The sequence below is a fragment of the Bradyrhizobium ferriligni genome, assembly GCF_056837965.1.
In genome coordinates, this window is record NZ_JBXEJO010000003.1 from 37,500 (window position 1) to 53,447 (window position 15,948).

At 63.5% G+C, this 15,948-nt stretch carries 15 protein-coding genes and 1 tRNA gene; 13 read left to right on the forward strand and 3 right to left on the reverse strand.

Translation table 11 applies throughout. The features are described from left to right. The first annotated feature begins 112 nt into the window (after nt 1-112). The 11 genes from AC1VNY_RS02205 (at nt 113) to AC1VNY_RS02255 (ending at nt 10,775) form a co-directional block, all read left to right on the forward strand. Nucleotides 113-412 carry a hypothetical protein gene (locus AC1VNY_RS02205; protein WP_283063234.1) on the forward strand — a complete coding sequence of 100 codons (300 nt, stop codon included), beginning with the start codon at nt 113-115 and terminating at the stop codon, nt 410-412. 112 nt (nt 413-524) lie between these two features. After that, on the forward strand, nt 525-1,022 hold the full coding sequence (locus AC1VNY_RS02210; protein WP_482403937.1) for a hypothetical protein: 498 nt from the start codon (nt 525-527) through the stop codon (nt 1,020-1,022). Nucleotides 1,023-1,048: 26 nt separating this feature from the next. After that, entirely contained in the window at nt 1,049-2,671 is a 1,623-nt protein-coding gene (ccoN, locus tag AC1VNY_RS02215) for a cytochrome-c oxidase, cbb3-type subunit I (protein WP_482404026.1), read from the forward strand. An 8-nt stretch (nt 2,672-2,679) separates the two neighbouring features. Next, nucleotides 2,680-3,414 (forward strand): cytochrome-c oxidase, cbb3-type subunit II, encoded by a 735-nt coding sequence (ccoO, locus tag AC1VNY_RS02220; protein WP_018268767.1) that lies wholly within the window; start codon nt 2,680-2,682, stop codon nt 3,412-3,414. A 10-nt stretch (nt 3,415-3,424) separates the two neighbouring features. After that, the gene (locus AC1VNY_RS02225; protein ID WP_016845468.1) at nt 3,425-3,589 is read left to right on the forward strand and encodes a cbb3-type cytochrome c oxidase subunit 3; all 165 of its coding nucleotides are present in this window, start codon (nt 3,425-3,427) and stop codon (nt 3,587-3,589) included. Between the two features lie 6 nt (nt 3,590-3,595). Then, nucleotides 3,596-4,468 carry a cytochrome-c oxidase, cbb3-type subunit III gene (ccoP, locus tag AC1VNY_RS02230; RefSeq protein WP_018268766.1) on the forward strand — a complete coding sequence of 291 codons (873 nt, stop codon included), beginning with the start codon at nt 3,596-3,598 and terminating at the stop codon, nt 4,466-4,468. A 94-nt stretch (nt 4,469-4,562) separates the two neighbouring features. Further along, complete coding sequence (gene ccoG, locus AC1VNY_RS02235; RefSeq protein ID WP_482403938.1) at nt 4,563-6,020, forward strand: cytochrome c oxidase accessory protein CcoG; 1,458 nt, start codon at nt 4,563-4,565, stop codon at nt 6,018-6,020. Between the two features lie 15 nt (nt 6,021-6,035). After that, complete coding sequence (locus AC1VNY_RS02240; protein ID WP_482403939.1) at nt 6,036-6,536, forward strand: FixH family protein; 501 nt, start codon at nt 6,036-6,038, stop codon at nt 6,534-6,536. 11 nt (nt 6,537-6,547) lie between these two features. Then, entirely contained in the window at nt 6,548-8,734 is a 2,187-nt protein-coding gene (locus tag AC1VNY_RS02245; protein WP_482403940.1) for a heavy metal translocating P-type ATPase, read from the forward strand. Next, a complete protein-coding gene (gene ccoS, locus AC1VNY_RS02250) occupies nt 8,734-8,901 on the forward strand; it encodes a cbb3-type cytochrome oxidase assembly protein CcoS (protein ID WP_028340002.1) in 168 nt (55 codons plus the stop codon). The genes AC1VNY_RS02245 and ccoS overlap by 1 nt, the downstream gene beginning before the upstream one ends. A gap of 695 nt (nt 8,902-9,596) precedes the next feature. Further along, nucleotides 9,597-10,775: an NnrS family protein gene (locus tag AC1VNY_RS02255; RefSeq protein WP_482403941.1), complete on the forward strand. Its 1,179-nt coding sequence runs from the start codon at nt 9,597-9,599 to the stop codon at nt 10,773-10,775. A gap of 339 nt (nt 10,776-11,114) precedes the next feature. On the opposite strand, the gene AC1VNY_RS02260 is transcribed toward AC1VNY_RS02255, so the two are convergent. Beyond that, nucleotides 11,115-11,190, reverse strand: a tRNA-Ile gene (locus AC1VNY_RS02260). 110 nt (nt 11,191-11,300) lie between these two features. Then, nucleotides 11,301-12,269 carry a Bug family tripartite tricarboxylate transporter substrate binding protein gene (locus AC1VNY_RS02265; RefSeq protein WP_304496571.1) on the reverse strand — a complete coding sequence of 323 codons (969 nt, stop codon included), beginning with the start codon at nt 12,267-12,269 and terminating at the stop codon, nt 11,301-11,303. Between the two features lie 119 nt (nt 12,270-12,388). On the opposite strand from AC1VNY_RS02265, the gene AC1VNY_RS02270 reads away from it, so the two are divergent. Continuing rightward, nucleotides 12,389-13,357, forward strand: coding sequence for a TAXI family TRAP transporter solute-binding subunit (locus tag AC1VNY_RS02270; protein ID WP_482403942.1), 969 nt, complete (start codon nt 12,389-12,391; stop codon nt 13,355-13,357). Nucleotides 13,358-13,434: 77 nt separating this feature from the next. Here AC1VNY_RS02270 and AC1VNY_RS02275 read toward each other — a convergent pair whose 3' ends face one another. Beyond that, nucleotides 13,435-14,646, reverse strand: a complete 1,212-nt coding sequence (locus AC1VNY_RS02275; RefSeq protein ID WP_028342470.1) for an ABC transporter substrate-binding protein — start codon at nt 14,644-14,646, stop codon at nt 13,435-13,437. A gap of 184 nt (nt 14,647-14,830) precedes the next feature. Here AC1VNY_RS02275 and AC1VNY_RS02280 point away from each other — a divergent pair, with 184 nt between their 5' ends. Further along, nucleotides 14,831-15,940, forward strand: coding sequence for a molybdopterin-binding protein (locus tag AC1VNY_RS02280; protein WP_482403943.1), 1,110 nt, complete (start codon nt 14,831-14,833; stop codon nt 15,938-15,940). The last annotated feature ends 8 nt before the right edge of the window (nt 15,941-15,948 follow it).

Genomic DNA, 15,948 nt, shown 5'->3' on the forward strand with positions numbered 1-15,948 from the left:
CCAGACGTCGCGAAAGGCTCGTCGTCCGTGTTCCTGGCGGTCGAGGACGTTCAAGGCCCTGCTCGCTTTCGATATCCTCTACAATAGGACAGCCGCGCCTCAGAGCATTCCGTTGCGGCAGATCAATACGGGCGTCTCGCGCCAATGGCAGCATGAGCAAGGAATCAGCCCAAGCGAGGGTGCCATGACATCATTTGACGTTCGTTTCATCAAAACGGTTTGCGACGATACCGGCCACGAACATCGCGCCTGCCAGGCAGCGTTCAAGGTTGACGCTATCTCGCTTTCCGCGGCTGCACAGCTGGCCGAGGCCGACTTCTGCAGACAGAAGGGCGTCCGCGACTGGACGATCTTTGCCGATTCCATGGAGCTTCGAACGCCGCCGGCTTTGCCGTCGGCCTGGGGCGGCTAGCGCCCCTTGGGCGGCCGTCGCGATCGATTGCCGCGATATCGCGTGCTTGATCGGTATCAAATCGACAATCGGGTCCTTCGGCTAGAGGTGGAGAGCCAAAAGGGGGTGAGAAATGACCGACCGATCAGCTGGCAATAGCTCGCCGCAATTCGAGAATCTTCTCGCGCGCTTGCGAGCGTTTCTTGCGCGTCGACACGAATTGGATCTGTTGACCGCCAGGGAGGTCGACGAGATCGCTCACGAGCTCAATCTGTCGACGTCGGACCTTCGTGCGCTTGCCCGCGAGCAAGGTTCGCCGGAGTTGCTCAGCAAGCGTCTCGAGCATGCAGGGTTGTCCGAGCAGACGCTCGCTTCGTCCCATTGCGATGTGTTGCGTGATCTGCAGCGAGTGTGCGGTCTATGCCAGGAGAAGGCTCGCTGCGCCGCGGATCTCGCGCGGGAAAGGCGGGCCAGTCCGGCACGATACTGTCCGAATGAACTGACCCTGACGGCGCTGAGCCGCGGCGCCAGCGGCGCGCGGCATGGCGCAGGAATTGATGCCGATCAAGTAGCTGGCGGCGAGATTGTGGTCTCCATGACGCCACCGCATCCAAAGAAAGCTTCCACATGACAAGTCCATCTTCCGTTTCAAAGTCGATGACGATGGGCGAAGCCGGCTTGACGTCGGCACTTGCGGCTTTTGCCTTCGTTAGCTTTCTGGGCGCGGCGATGGGGCACGATGCGGCGTTCAGTTTTCACGCGTCGCTTGCTTGTGCCGCCAGCCTGATCTCCGTGGTCATGATCGGCAATCGCTACCTTGACCGTCCTGCAGAATTGCCACCGGCGGAGATCGGCGGGCGCCCCAATTACAACCTTGGTCCGATTAAGTTCGCGTCCGCCATGGCGATGTTCTGGGGCATCGCGGGTTTCTCTGTGGGTCTGATCATTGCCATGCAGCTGGCCTGGCCGGCGCTTAATTTCGATCTGCCTTGGACGACATTCGGCCGCCTGCGGCCGCTGCATACGTCGGCCGTGATCTTCGCGTTCGGCGGCAACGTCCTGATCGCAACGTCGTTTTATGTCGTGCAAAAGACCTGCCGCACTCGCCTTGCAGGCGACCTGTCGCCCTGGTTCGTCGTGGTCGGCTACAACTTCTTCATCCTGATTGCCGGCACCGGCTACCTGCTCGGCGTGACCCAGTCGAAGGAATACGCCGAGCCGGAATGGTATGCCGACTTCTGGCTGACGATCGTCTGGGCGACGTATCTGCTCGTGTTCCTGATGACGCTGGTGAGGCGCAAGGAGCCGCATATCTTCGTCGCCAACTGGTTCTACCTGGCGTTCATCATCACGATCGCGGTGCTGCATCTCGGCAACAATCCCGCGCTGCCGGTTTCCTTCCTCGGCTCGAAGTCCTACATCGCCTGGGGCGGTGTGCAGGATGCGATGTTCCAGTGGTGGTACGGCCACAATGCGGTCGGGTTCTTCCTGACCGCCGGCTTCCTGGCGATCATGTACTACTTCATTCCGAAGCGGGCGGAGCGTCCGGTCTATTCATACCGGCTTTCGATCATCCATTTCTGGGCGCTGATCTTCCTCTACATTTGGGCCGGCCCGCATCATCTGCACTACACGGCGCTGCCGGACTGGGCGCAGACGCTCGGCATGACGTTCTCGATCATGCTCTGGATGCCGTCCTGGGGCGGCATGATCAACGGCCTGATGACGCTGTCGGGAGCGTGGGACAAGCTGCGCACCGATCCCGTGCTGCGCATGATGGTGGTGTCGGTCGCCTTCTACGGCATGTCGACCTTCGAAGGCCCGATGATGTCGATCAAGGTGGTCAACTCGTTGAGCCACTATACCGACTGGACCATCGGCCATGTGCATTCCGGCGCATTGGGCTGGGTCGGATTCGTCTCCTTCGGCGCGCTCTACTGCCTGATCCCCTGGCTGTGGAATCGCCAGCTCTACAGCCTGAAGCTGGTCAACTGGCACTTCTGGATCTCAACCATCGGCATCGTGCTCTACATTTCCGCGATGTGGGTGTCGGGAATCCTGCAAGGCCTGATGTGGCGTGCCTACACCTCGCTCGGCTTCCTCGAATACTCCTTCATCGAATCCGTCGAGGCCATGCACCCCTTCTACATCATTCGCGCAGCGGGCGGCGCGCTGTTCCTGGTCGGCGCCCTGATCATGGCCTTCAATCTCTGGATGACGGTCAATGCCGGCCAGGCCAGCGAAATCGAGGGCGCCGGCGCTCTCCAGCCTGCCGAATAGGTCACGCAATGTCCATCTGGAATCGACACAAGATCTTTGAGAAGAACTCTATCATCCTGATCGCCGGCATTCTCGTCGTCATTGCGATCGGCGGGCTGGTCGAGATCACGCCGCTGTTCTATCTGAAGAGCACGATCGAGGCGGTCGACGGCGTGCGGCCCTATACGCCGCTCGAGCTCGCCGGCCGCAACATCTATGTCCGCGAGGGCTGCTATCTCTGCCACTCGCAGATGATCCGCCCGTTGCGTGACGAGGTCGAGCGCTATGGCCACTATTCGCTGGCGGCCGAGAGCATGTACGACCATCCATTCCAGTGGGGCTCCAAGCGCACCGGACCGGATCTTGCGCGGGTCGGCGGCAAGTACTCCGATGATTGGCACGTCACTCACCTGATCAATCCGCGCTCGATCGTTCCGCAGTCGGTGATGCCCGGGTACCCGTCGCTCGCGAAGACGGAACTCGATCCGTCCGACGTCGCGGCTCATCTGCGGACGAATCGCGCGGTCGGCGTACCCTATACCGACGAGCAAATCGCCAACGCGGTCGCCGATCTCAAAGCGCAGGTCGATCCCGACAGCCCCGGCTCCGATCCGTTTCAGAAGCGCTATCCGAAGGCCCTGGTCCGCAACTTCGACGGCAAGGCCGGCAATCCGACCGAGCTCGACGCCCTGATCGCCTATCTTCAGATGCTCGGCACGCTCGTCGACTTCAAGCTCTACAACGAAAAAGCCAATCTGCGCTGAGGGCACGAGCATGAAAGCGATCATTCACGTCGAGAATTTCGCATCAAGCCTGGTCGGCACGCTCTGGACGCCGATCTTCGTTGGAATCTTCATCGCCATCGTCGCCTACGCACTGTGGCCCCGCAACAAATCTCTCTTCGACGCCGCAGCCCGGATGCCGCTGCGGGAGGACTGACCGATCATGAGCGAGCATAATGAGATCGACCGCGTTTCCGGCCGCAGCACGACCGGTCATGACTGGGACGGCATCAAGGAACTGAACACGCCGCTGCCGCGGTGGTGGGTCCTGACTTTCTATGCAACGATCGTCTGGGCGATCGGTTACTGGGTCGTCTATCCGGCCTGGCCGCTGGTCTCGGGCTACACCACCGGTCTGTTCCAGTATTCCACCCGCGCCAGTGTCGCGACCGACCTGGCCGATCTCGAGAAGCTGCGTGGCGAGAAGATGGCGGTGCTCGGCAATGCGTCGCTGGCCGATATCGAGAAGGATCCTGCTCTGCTGGCGCTGGCGCGCGCCCGCGGCAAGACCGTGTTCGCCGACAATTGCGCGCCCTGCCACGGCAGCGGCGGCGCGGGTGCAAAGGGCTATCCGAACCTGAACGACGACGACTGGCTGTGGGGCGGCTCGCTTGACCAGATCATGCAGACGATCCAGTTCGGCGCGCGCTCCGGACACGCAAAGACCCATGAAGGCCAGATGCTCGCATTCGGCCGCGACGGCGTCCTCAAGAAGGACGAGATCGTGACCGTCGCCAACTATGTGCGCTCGCTTTCCGGCCTTTCCACCGCGCCGAAGTTCGATGCCGCCGCCGGCAAGAAGCTATTCACCGAAAACTGCACCAGCTGCCACGGCGACAACGGCAAGGGCAACCCGGAGCTCGGCGCGCCGAACCTGACCGACCAGATCTGGCTCTATGGCTCCGACGAGGGGGCGCTGGTCGAGACGATCACCAACGGCCGCGCCGGCGTGATGCCGGCCTGGGTCGGCCGTCTGGATCCGGTCACCGTCAAGGCGCTGGCGGTCTATGTGCACTCATTAGGCGGCGGCAAATAGCTGCCGCCGCGAGGCCGTCCGGGATCATTGACCGAGGTCAAACCCGGACCTGGTGCAGGGATGTAGGTTTCAACCAGCCTCATTCGAGCAACCCATGAACAAGCCCGTGCCGCCTGCTGAACTCATGACCGACGGAGACGGGCCGCTCTACGCGCCTCGCAAGAAGGTGTACCCGCAGAGCGTATCCGGCCGGTTCCGCTCGATCAAGTGGCGGCTGATGGCCGTCTGCCTCGGCGTCTACTATCTGCTGCCCTTCGTACGCTGGCATCGGGGTCTCGGCGCGCCCGACCAGGCGGTCCTGATCGACTTCCCAAACCGACGCTTCTATTTCTTCTTCATCGAGCTGTGGCCGCAGGAAATCTACTACTTCACTGGCCTTCTGGTGCTCGCGGCGTTCGCCCTGTTCCTGATGAATGCGCTCGGTGGCCGGATCTGGTGCGGCTATCTCTGCCCGCAGACGGTCTGGACGGATCTTTTCTATGCGGTCGAGCGGCTGGTAGAAGGTGACCGCCGCGCCCAGATGAAGGCCGATGCGGGCCCGATGACCGTAAACCGCGCCGGTCGCCGTGCGTTGAAGCACGCGATCTGGCTGATGATCGCTTGGTGGACCGGTGGCGCCTGGGTGCTCTATTTCGCCGATGCGCCGACCCTGGTGCGTGACCTTGCGACCTTTCAGGCGCCGGCGATCGCTTATGTCTGGATCGCGATGCTGACCGCATCGACCTATCTGCTGGCTGGCTATGTGCGCGAGCAGGTCTGCGTCTATATGTGCCCTTGGCCGCGGATCCAGGCCGCGCTGACCGACGAATGGGCGCTCAACGTCACTTACAAATACGATCGTGGTGAGCCGCGTTGCTCCGTGAAGAAGGCGTTCGACATTCGCTCGCTCGGCGAGAAGGCCGGCGATTGCATCGATTGCAACCAGTGCGTTGCCGTATGCCCGACCGGGATCGACATTCGCGATGGTGCGCAGCTTGGCTGCATCCAGTGCGGCCTGTGCATCGATGCCTGTGACGCCGTCATGACCAAGGTCAGCCGCAAGGCCGGTTTGATCGGATACGATAACGATATCAACGTTCAGCGGCGCGTCGCCGGCAAGCAGGAGATTTTCAAGCCCGTTCGCGCCCGTACCGTCGTCTACGCCAGCCTGATCACCGTAGTCTGCGCCGTGATGCTTTACGCGTTGATGTCGCGAACCCTGCTCGACGTCAACGTGCTGCACGACCGCAATCCGATCGCGGTGCGTCTCAGCGACGGCGCGATCCGCAATGGATACACACTGCGCTTCCTCAACAAGCGCGGTTTTGATCGTGTGATCGCGATCGATGTCGATGGACCCGCCGAAGCGAAGCTACACGTCATCGGTTCGGACTCCGTGACGCCAGATCGGCCGATGATCGTTCTTGCGCGTGACACCACCACCGAACTGCGCGTGCTGGTGACGACGCCGTTCGATGAAAAAGCGGAAAAGTCGGTGCCGGTCACATTCCGCGTCACTGATATCGGTCTCGGAGAGGTCGCCTCCGCGACCGACCACTTCGTCCTTCCCTGAGCACGGAATTTCATCATGGCAGTCTCAAGTCAAGCCGCGCGACCTGTCACCGGACGTTTCGTCCTGGTCACGACGGTCGCGTTCTTTGCCGTCGTCATCAGCGCGAACATGGTCATGATGCGCCTTGCCATTACGACCCTTCCGGGCACCGAGGTCGACAGCGCATACAGGGCCAGCCTCGCCTATCAGCGCGAGATCGACGCGGCCAGACAGCAAAACGAGCGCCACTGGCAGGTCCAAGCGCATATCGATCGGCGGCCTGACGGCAGCGCTGCAATCGTACTGGAGGCGCGTGACCCCGCCGGAGCGCCGCTGACGGGACTGAGTTTCCTCGCTCGGCTCGAGCGACCGATCGATCATCGCGCAGACCGGGCGATCGAGATCACCGAGGCCGAGGGTGGGAGCTATAGCGGCCGCGCCGAGGGCGTCGCCGCGGGGCAGTGGGACCTCGTCATAGAGGGCGACGCTGACGGCGGCCGCATGTTCCTGTCGAAGAATCGAATCCTGCTGAACTGAAGGTGGATCCTATGCAGGCGGATATCGACTTCTCTCACTATCTGAAGACCACGGGCGTCGGGCTCATCCATCTCGATCTCGCAGTCGAAGGCATCAATTGCGCGGGCTGCATGGCCAAGATCGAGCGCAATTTGTCAACCATACCGGACGTCACCTCGGCCCGCGTGAACCTGACGAACAGTCGCCTTGCACTGGAATGGAAGGCGGGTGCTCTTGACCCGGCGCTGTTCGTAAGCCGTCTCGCGGAGCTCGGCTACAAGGCCTATCCCTTCGAGCGGAATGATGCCGAAACCCAGGAAGCCCGGCGTGCGCAAGCCCTGTTGCGCCGATTGGGTGTCGCCGCCTTTGCGGCGATGAACGTCATGATGCTGTCGGTCCCGGTATGGTCCGGCAACGTCTCCGACATGCTGCCGGAGCAGCGCGACTTCTTCCACTGGCTGTCGGCGCTGATCGTGCTGCCGGCGGCCACTTACTCGGCGCAGCCCTTCTTCTCGTCGGCGTTGTCAGCGCTGCGGGCGCGCGGCGTCAACATGGACGTGCCGATCAGCATCGGCATCGTGCTCGCGCTGGCGACCTCGGTGATCGAGACCGTAAACCACGCCGAACATGCCTATTTCGATGCCGCGATCATGCTGATCGCGTTTCTGCTTGCCGGTCGTTATCTCGACCAGAACATGCGGCGGCGCACTCGCGCCTTTGCCGGCAACCTGGCTGCTCTCAAGGCGGAGACGGCGACGAAGTTCGTCGGTCCGACCGAGATCAAAACAGTCCCGGCAGCCGCGATCCGCCCCGGCGACATCGTTCTGCTGCGGCCCGGAGAGCGCTGCGCGGTCGATGGCAATGTGATCGAGGGCCGCTCGGAGGTCGATCAGAGCCTGATCACGGGCGAAACCTTACCGGCGATAGCCACGCCCGGCACTGCGGTGTTCGCCGGCACTCTGGTCCGTTCAGGCACATTGCGCATCCGCGCGTCCGCGGCTTCGGGCGGCACGTTGCTCGACGAAATATCCCGGCTGCTCGATCACGCGCTGCAGGCGCGCTCGCGCTACCTTCGCCTGGCGGAGCGGGCATCGAGGCTCTATGCCCCCATTGTCCACGCGACCGCATTTCTCGCGATGCTCGGCTGGTTGGCCTATGGCGCGAGTTTTCACGATTCGATCGTGACCGCGATTGCGGTCCTGATCATCACCTGTCCCTGCGCGCTGGGGCTTGCCGTTCCGGCCGTGCAGACCGTTGCATCCGGTGCGCTGTTCAGTTCAGGTGTGCTGCTCAACGCTGGCGATGCGATCGAGCGTATCGCTGAGATCGATCGGGTGATCTTCGACAAGACAGGGACGTTGACGCTGCCCGAGCTTGATGTCGCCAATCTCGCGGACATTCCAGACGATGTCTTGAAGATTGCAGGCCGGCTGGCACTCTCGAGCCGTCATCCGGTCGCTGCCGCCGTTGCGCGCAGGGCGGGCGTCGCCTCACCGTTGCCCGACATCCAGGAAGAACCAGGCCAGGGCGTGCACGGCTTTCATGAGGGGCGTCCGATCCGGCTGGGCCGCCCGTCATTCTGTGGCGCGGACAACTTGGCCAACGAGATTCTGTGCCGCGATCCGGAGGCTTCCGTCGTCGCATTCAGCCACGGCGAGAGCAAATATGCCTTCGCAGTCCGGCAGAGGCTACGGCCGGACGCGGCCGAGGTGGTGGCAGGGCTGGCGCGCATGGGCATCGCCGTCGAGATCGTGTCCGGGGATCGCGAACCTGCGGTCCGGCTGACGGCCGAAGTGCTCGGCGTGCATGAATGGCGCGCCGAGGTGTCTCCGGTCGACAAGATCGACCGGATCGACGAGCTGGCGCGCCAGGGCTGCAAAGTTCTGATGGTCGGCGATGGCCTGAACGATGCGCCGGCTCTTGCTGCGGCACACGCTTCGATGTCGCCCGTTACGGCCACGCACATGAGTCAAGCGATCGCCGATGCGGTCTTTCTTGGCGAGCGTCTTGCGCCGGTGCTGGCAGCGGTCAAGGTGTCGCGCAAGGCGCTGCGGCTGATGCGGCAAAATCTCTGGCTTGCTGTCGTCTACAACGTGCTGGCGGTACCGATCGCGATCGCCGGCCTAGTCACGCCGCTGATCGCCGCCGCGGCCATGTCAGGCTCTTCAGTGATCGTGATGTTCAATGCACTGCGAGCACGAACGAGGGAAGCGGCCTGATGGAAGTTCTGGTCATTCTGGTCCCGTTAGCGCTCGCGCTTGGCTTTGCCGGGCTGCTCGGCTTTCTCTGGTCACTCAAGAGTGGACAGTATGACGACCTCGATGGCGCAGCCTGGCGTGCCATCACCGACGATGAGCCCGTCAGTGGTCAAGGCCGGTCCAAGTAATGAAAGTACAGCAATGAAGCCGCCGATGCGATCGTGAGCGCCGTGCAGGCGAGCGCAAGCACCAGTGTCCAGTCTGTCTGCCGCAATCGCGGTGTCCGCGACCGCAGGAGCAGGACTGAGACCAGCCGGTTGATGACGCCAAACCGCGCCATCGTCAGCAGCAGCACGTCGGAAGCACGTCAGGCTGCCAATGGCGCCAGTGTGTCGCCGACACGGTAACAGGCTGCATCGTTGCGGCGTCCAGCCACCCCTCGGTGTGGCGGATGCAGGGGACGCCGAGCGGCTGACGTTCGCCATCAATCATTGCAAGCTCGATCACGCAACCGAATGGCGCCGACGCGATGTCGTGCCATCCCAAAAGGGTGAGCCGGCGAAACCGTGATGTGAATGTGTGGCGCACGCAAGCCTCCGGTCGATGTTCCGCTTTGTCGCACGTGTAGCAGGTCACGCGATTGACGTGGCTCAAAGTCTGCGGTGCGGACGGCGAGGGGGCCGTTGACGCAGCACAATCCACCAAGCGGGAGAGCTGCATATTCTTGAGGTGCCCACGGCAAAGGAAATCCGGAGCAAACGCCACGGAGCGTTACCGGCCGGGTTGACGGAGATCAACTCAAGACCCGCGGCGACGCGATTAACTCTCATCGCGCAGTATCGTGCCAGATCTCGCTGACATCCGCTGAACAAGGAAGACGTCCATGGCGACGATGCAGAGGTTAACGGGTTATCGAGGCCCAGCACTGTTCTCCTATGGCTTTCGGCCGTTCTTTCTGTTCGGCGCCATCTACGCCGGCGCAATCGTTCCATTGTGGATGGCGGTTTTCTATGGGGATGTCAGCCTTCCAACCGCGTTGGCGCCACGGGACTGGCACGTGCATGAGATGCTGTTCGGTTACGTGGGTGCGGTGATAGCAGGTTTCCTCCTGACCGCCGTTCCGAACTGGACAGGGCGCCTCCCGATCCAGGGCGGTCCGCTCGGCGCTCTGTTCGCCATCTGGCTTGCCGGAAGACTGGCCGCGACATTCTCAGGCATCATCGGCTGGCAATTCGCGCTTGCGATCGACGCTACGTTCTGGCTGTTGCTCGCCGCCGCAGCCGCCCGCGAGATCATCGCTGGACGAAAGTGGGGCAATCTGAAACTGGTCGGCATCGTATCGCTGCTTGCGGCCACCAACATCGCTTTCCATATCGAAGCACATTTCAATGGCATTGCGGACTATTCAGCGCGGGCCGGTGTTGGTCTTGTCGTTACGCTGATTTGCGTGATCGGAGGGAGGATCGTTCCGAGCTTTACGCGCAACTGGCTTTCGCGCCAGAAGCCGGGCCGGTTGCCTGTTCCCTTCGGCCGATTCGACGCGGCGGCGGTCGCTATCGGTGCGAGCGCGATGGGTGCATGGGCTGTGGTTCCTTCCGGTCGCGCGGTCGCAGGCGCCCTGGGAGTTGCTGGAGTGCTCCACGTCATCCGCCTTGCTCGCTGGGCTGGCCATCGAACGATATCGGACCGACTGGTCCTGATCCTCCATGTTGCCTACGCGTTCGTGCCTGCCGGCTTTTTCCTGGCGGCGCTATCTTCGCTAGACCTCGTCGCCCCCAGCGCAGGAATCCATGCATGGACCGGCGGTGCGATCGGCTCGATGACGATCGCAGTGATGACACGGGCGTCGCTCGGTCATACGGGGCAGGAGCTTTCGGCATCCACTACCACTCAAGCCGTTTACGCCTCGATCATCGTCGCAGCGCTGGCGCGGATATGCGCGGCTGTCGATCCAACCTATTCGATCTCGCTGTTGATGATCGCGGGTAGCGCATGGACAGGTGCGTTTTTTGGATTCGCGCTGTCCTATGCTCCCGCCCTGTGCCGCGCACGCAGGTTCTGAGGCCACCGCCCGTCAGAGGCTCACCAAGGGCGCGGAGGAGGTAGTGATGGAAAACGCGGTTGGAACTACGGTCCAGCCGCAAAGACAGTGCACTCGCTGAGCGTTCTCTTCGTCGCTCTCGCTTGGGCCTTGGATACGTTCGGAGAAGAGTTGTCCGAGGGGCTCAACGCGGGAGACCGGACTGGTCCGCTCACCGCCTACCCAACGATCTGTCTGACACCGTCAGATGGCTGTTGCACTCGAACCCGCGCACGAACGAAAGGTGCACGTATCTGGTGCGGTTTCTGGTGCGGTCGTCGCGCTGCGGGCAACGAGAACGAAGTAAGCTGTTGATCTCATTGGTGGGCCTGGCAGGACTCGAACCTGCAACCAGACCGTTATGAGCGGCCGGCTCTAACCATTGAGCTACAGGCCCCGCCGCCTTGCGGGCCGCGGGGCGCGGCCGGCAACGGTGCGGGCTCCGTTTACAGGGTGCGCCGGGTTTCGGCAATGCCGGGGCCCCGGGCCGCCCCGGCGATCGCGCCGTCAGTCCACCGAGACGCCGGCGAACTCCACGACCTTGCGCCATTTCTCGGTCTCGTCGGCCACCAGCTTGCCGAATTCGGCCGGGGCCATCGGCTTCGGGATGCCGCCGACTTCGGCGAGGCGCGCCACGAGCTTGGGATCCTTCAGCGCTTCGCCCACCGCCTTGTTGAGCGCATCGACGATCTCCGGCGGGGTGCCCTTCGGTGCCGAGATGCCGTAGAAGCCGACCGCCTCGAAGCCCGGCACGGTCTCGGCGATCGCGGGCACGTCGGGCACGCCCGCCCAGCGCTGCGGCGAGGTGACGCCGAGCGCGCGGACGCTGCCGCCGCGGGCCTGCTCCAGCGCCGACGGCAGATTGTCGAAGATCAGCTGCACCTTGTTGGAGATGATGTCGGGGAAGGCGATCGCGGATCCCCGATACGGCACATGCAGCATGTCGCACTTGGTCATCGCCTTGAACAGCTCGGCCGACATGTGCACCGAGGTGCCGTTGCCCGAAGAGGCATAGGAGATCTTGCCCGGATTGGCCTTGCAGTAGTCGATGAACTCCTGGACGGTCTTCACCGGCATCGCGTTCGAGACCACCAGCATGTTGGTGAGCTGCATGATGCTCGCGACCGGGGTGGTGTCGCGCAGAAAGTCGAACGGCAGCTTCTTGTAGAGCGAGGTCGAGATCGCGTTGTTGGGCGCGACGAACAGCAGCGTATAGCCGTCAGCCGGCGAGTTGATCGCGGCGGCGGCGGCGATGTTGCCGCCCGATCCGGTGCGGTTCTCGACGATGAATTGTTGGCCGAAATGATCCGACAGCCACTGGCTCATGATGCGGGCGACGATGTCGACCGGGCCGCCGGCGGCAAACCCGATCACCCAGCGCACCGGGCGGTTCGGATAGTCGGATGCGGATGAGGGGGCAATCGAGGCGAGGCAGCAAATCAAACCAAGCAAGGCAGCACGCGCGAACCGGATCATCGTCTCTCCCGTCATTTTCTTGTGACTGTTGCCGGCATGGTTTCACAAAACGCTGGCTTTGCCTACGACGTCGCCCGTGCGACGATAGTCGGGTTCGTGTGGAATGCTTGAGGCTCGGGATGAAATTCGCTGTTATGGTGTGCGCCGGCGCGCTGCTGCTCGCGGGCGGGGCGGCGGCGCAAGAGGGGAGCAAGACCATTTCCAAAACCACGATCAGTTTCGCCACGGCGACGCCGGGTGGCGGCTTTCCGCTGTATGGCAATGCCTTCGCCGAGGTGATGAATGCGGCCGACCCGACGCTGTCGATCGAGCCGCGCAACACCAAGGGCTCCAATGAGAACATCCCGCTGCTCGAGGCCGGCAACATCGATATCGCAACCGTCGCTGGCGAGCCGTCCTATGAAGCGTTCATGGGCATCGGCCGGCCGAAGGCCACGAAGCTCAAGATCCTCACCGCGATGTATTCGAGTCCCGGCATGTTCGTGGTGCGGGCGGACAGCTCCTACAAGACGATCCAGGATCTGGTCGGCCAGCCCGTCGCGTTCGGCGCCAAGGGTTCCGGCCTGCCGATCCTGTCGCGCTACATCCTCGACGGCATCGGGCTGAAGCAGGACGAGGACTTCAAGTCGATCTATCTCGATCGCGCCGGCGACGGGCCTGTGATGGTCGAGGACGGCCGCGCCGCCGCGCTGTGGGGCGCCGGCATCGGCTGGCCCGGCTTCACCAAGATGGCCGAGAGCGCCACCGGCGCGCGCTTCATCGCGCCGACCACGGACGAGATCGCCCGCATCCGTGCCAAGCACACTTTCCTCAAGCCGCTGACGATCCCCGCCGGCAGCTATCCGAAGCAGACCGCGGCAATCTCTTCGGTCGGCTCCTGGAGCTACATCCTCGTGCGCGAGACCTTGCCCGACGATGTCGCCTACCGGCTGGCGAAGACGCTGCACGGAATCGAGGCGACCTTCTGCAACAAGCTCGCCCAGGCGTGCGAGACCACGGCGGCGAACACCGTCGCCGCCGCGCCTGATATCAACCTGATCCACCCCGGCGTGCTCAGATATTTCCGCGAGATCGGGGTGGCGAAATGATGAGGGCAAATAGCCAGTAGCGAATGGCGAATGGAAATTCTGATCCATCGCTACTCTCTGTTCGCCATTCGCCTATCCTATTTCTTCGCCATCGCGCAGGCCGGGTCCGGCGGGCCGAACGCGTCCTCGCCGGATATCTTGGCCAGGATCTTGTAATAGTCCCACGGATATTTCGACTCGGCCGGGGTCTTGACCTGCACGAGCCAGAGGTCGTGCACCATCAGATTGTCCTCGCGCAGCTTGCCGTTGCGGGCGAAGAAATCCTCGACCGGCTTCTCGCGCATCTTGGCCGCGACCTTCAGCGGATCGTCGGTGCCGGCATCCTTTATCGCGTTCAGATAGGCGGTCACCGAGGAGTAGACGCCGGCCTGCCACATCGTCGGCATCCGGTTCATCTTGGCGAAATAGCGCTTCGACCACTCGCGGGTCTTGTCGTCCATGTCCCAGTAGAACGAGGTGGTCAGCAGCAGGCCCTGCGCGGCCGACAGCCCGATCGAGTGGATGTCGGTGATCAGCGCCAGCAGCGCCGCCATCTGCTGCCCGCCGGCGAAGACGCCGAACTCGGCGGCAGTCTTGATCTCGTTGGTGTTGTTGGGCGGTCCGCCGGCAATGCCGATGATCTTGGCCTTCGAGGCCTGCGCCTGCAGGATGAAGGACGACAGATCGGGCGTCGCAAACGGCGGCCGCACCGCGCCGAGCACCTTGCCGCCGTTCTTGGTCACGATCGCGGAGGCGTCCTTCTCCAGCGAGTGGCCGAACGCATAATCGTCGGTGATGAAGAACCAGCTGTCGCCGCCGCGCTTCACCACCTCCTGCGCGGTGCCGACCGCGAGCGCCCTGGTGTCGAACACCCACTGTATCGCATAGGGCGAGCAGAACTTGCCGTGGAAATCGGTCGCGCCGGTCGAGTGCGTGATGAACAGCTTCTTCTTTTCGTTCGCGATGTTCTGCACCGCGAGCCCGACCGCCGAGACCGGCACGTCGACGATGAGGTCGACCTGATCGACGTCATACCAGCGTCGCGCGATGGTGGCGCCGATATCCGGCTTGAGCTGGTGATCGCCGACGATCACCGAGATTGGCTTGCCGAGCACCTTGCCGCCGAAATCGTCGATGGCCATCTGCGCCGCGGTGACCGAGCCTTGGCCGGTCGGCGTCGAGGCGGGGCCGTTCATGTCGGTCAGCACGCCGATCTTGACGATGTCGTCGGATACCTGCGCCGATACGGTCGGGGAGGCCAGCAGCGCGGCTGCGAGCGTCCCGAACATGGCTAGTCTGGTGGCCTTCATCCTGTCTCCCTCCTGAATTGGCGCATTGGCCATTATTGGTTGTGCGGGGCCTTCGGGGACCCGTTCATATTGGTTTCTTTTGCAACTATATTGGGGGCCGCGTCAACGCGCCATCGGTCTAATGACGCAGCCCGGTGCGGCGAGAGGCAGTTTCTTTCGGGGCCGATTCAGTCCATAGCGGGCCATGGTCACCGCCCAGCGCTTTCCGCCTTCGCTCACCCCGCTCGATGCGGCACTGGCGGCCGTGCTGCGCGACGTCGGGCCGGTCCAGCCGATCGCGTTGCCGCCGGCCGACGCATTGCGCTGCATTGCAGCCGAGATGCCGGCCTTGCGCGCCTACCCGCCGCACGATGTCGCGGTCAGCGACGGGTGGGCGATGCGCGCCAATGACCTGGTCGGCGCGTCGTCCTATGCGCCGTTGCCGCTGGCCGAACCTCCGGTCTGGGTGGCGGCAGGGGCCGCAATGCCTGAAGGCACCGACTGCGTGGTCGATGCCGATGCCGTCGATACCTCCGGTCCGCTTCCGCAGGTGCTCGCCGAAGCGATCCCGGGGCAGGGCGTCAGGCGTGCCGGCAGCGACATCGCCGTTGGGCGCACCGTGATCGCAGCAGGAGAGCCGCTGCTGCCGCGCGGCCTGCTGCTCGCGCGCGCGGCCGGACTGCAGATGTTGCGCGTGCGACGGCCGCGGCTTCGCATCGTCAACATCGCCAATGGTGAGCTGACCGCACGACTGATCGCCGACACCGCGCGCCTTGCGGGCACTGAGGTCGTCGGCATCGAGGCGGCACCCGATGTGGCGGCGATTGCAAACGCTCTCGATACCGACGGCTGCGATCTGATGGTCACGATCGGGGGCACCGGCGTTGGTCACACCGATGCGGCAGTGAATGCGCTGGCAATGCGTGGCGCACTGATCGCGCACGGCATCGCGCTGCAGCCCGGGCGCACCATGGCGATCGGGCGGATCCATACCACTCCGGTCGTCGCCTTGCCGGGCGCGCCGGATCAGGCTTTCGCGGCCTGGTGGGCGATTGCGCTTCCCCTGCTCGACCGCCTGTCGGGTCGGCGCTCGCGCAAAACGCTGGCGCTGCCGCTGGAACGCAAGATCGCCTCCGGCGTCGGCTTTGCCGAGGTCGTGCTGCTGATACGCGAGCAAGGTTCCTGGGCGGCGCTTGCGACCGGCGACCTGTCGCTCGACGCCATTGCGCGCGCCGAAGCCCTGCTGATCGTGCCTGGCGCCGCCGAGGGCTTCGCTGCGGGCACGGTGATCGATGCCTATATGTTGCGGGAGTGAGTTCCCGA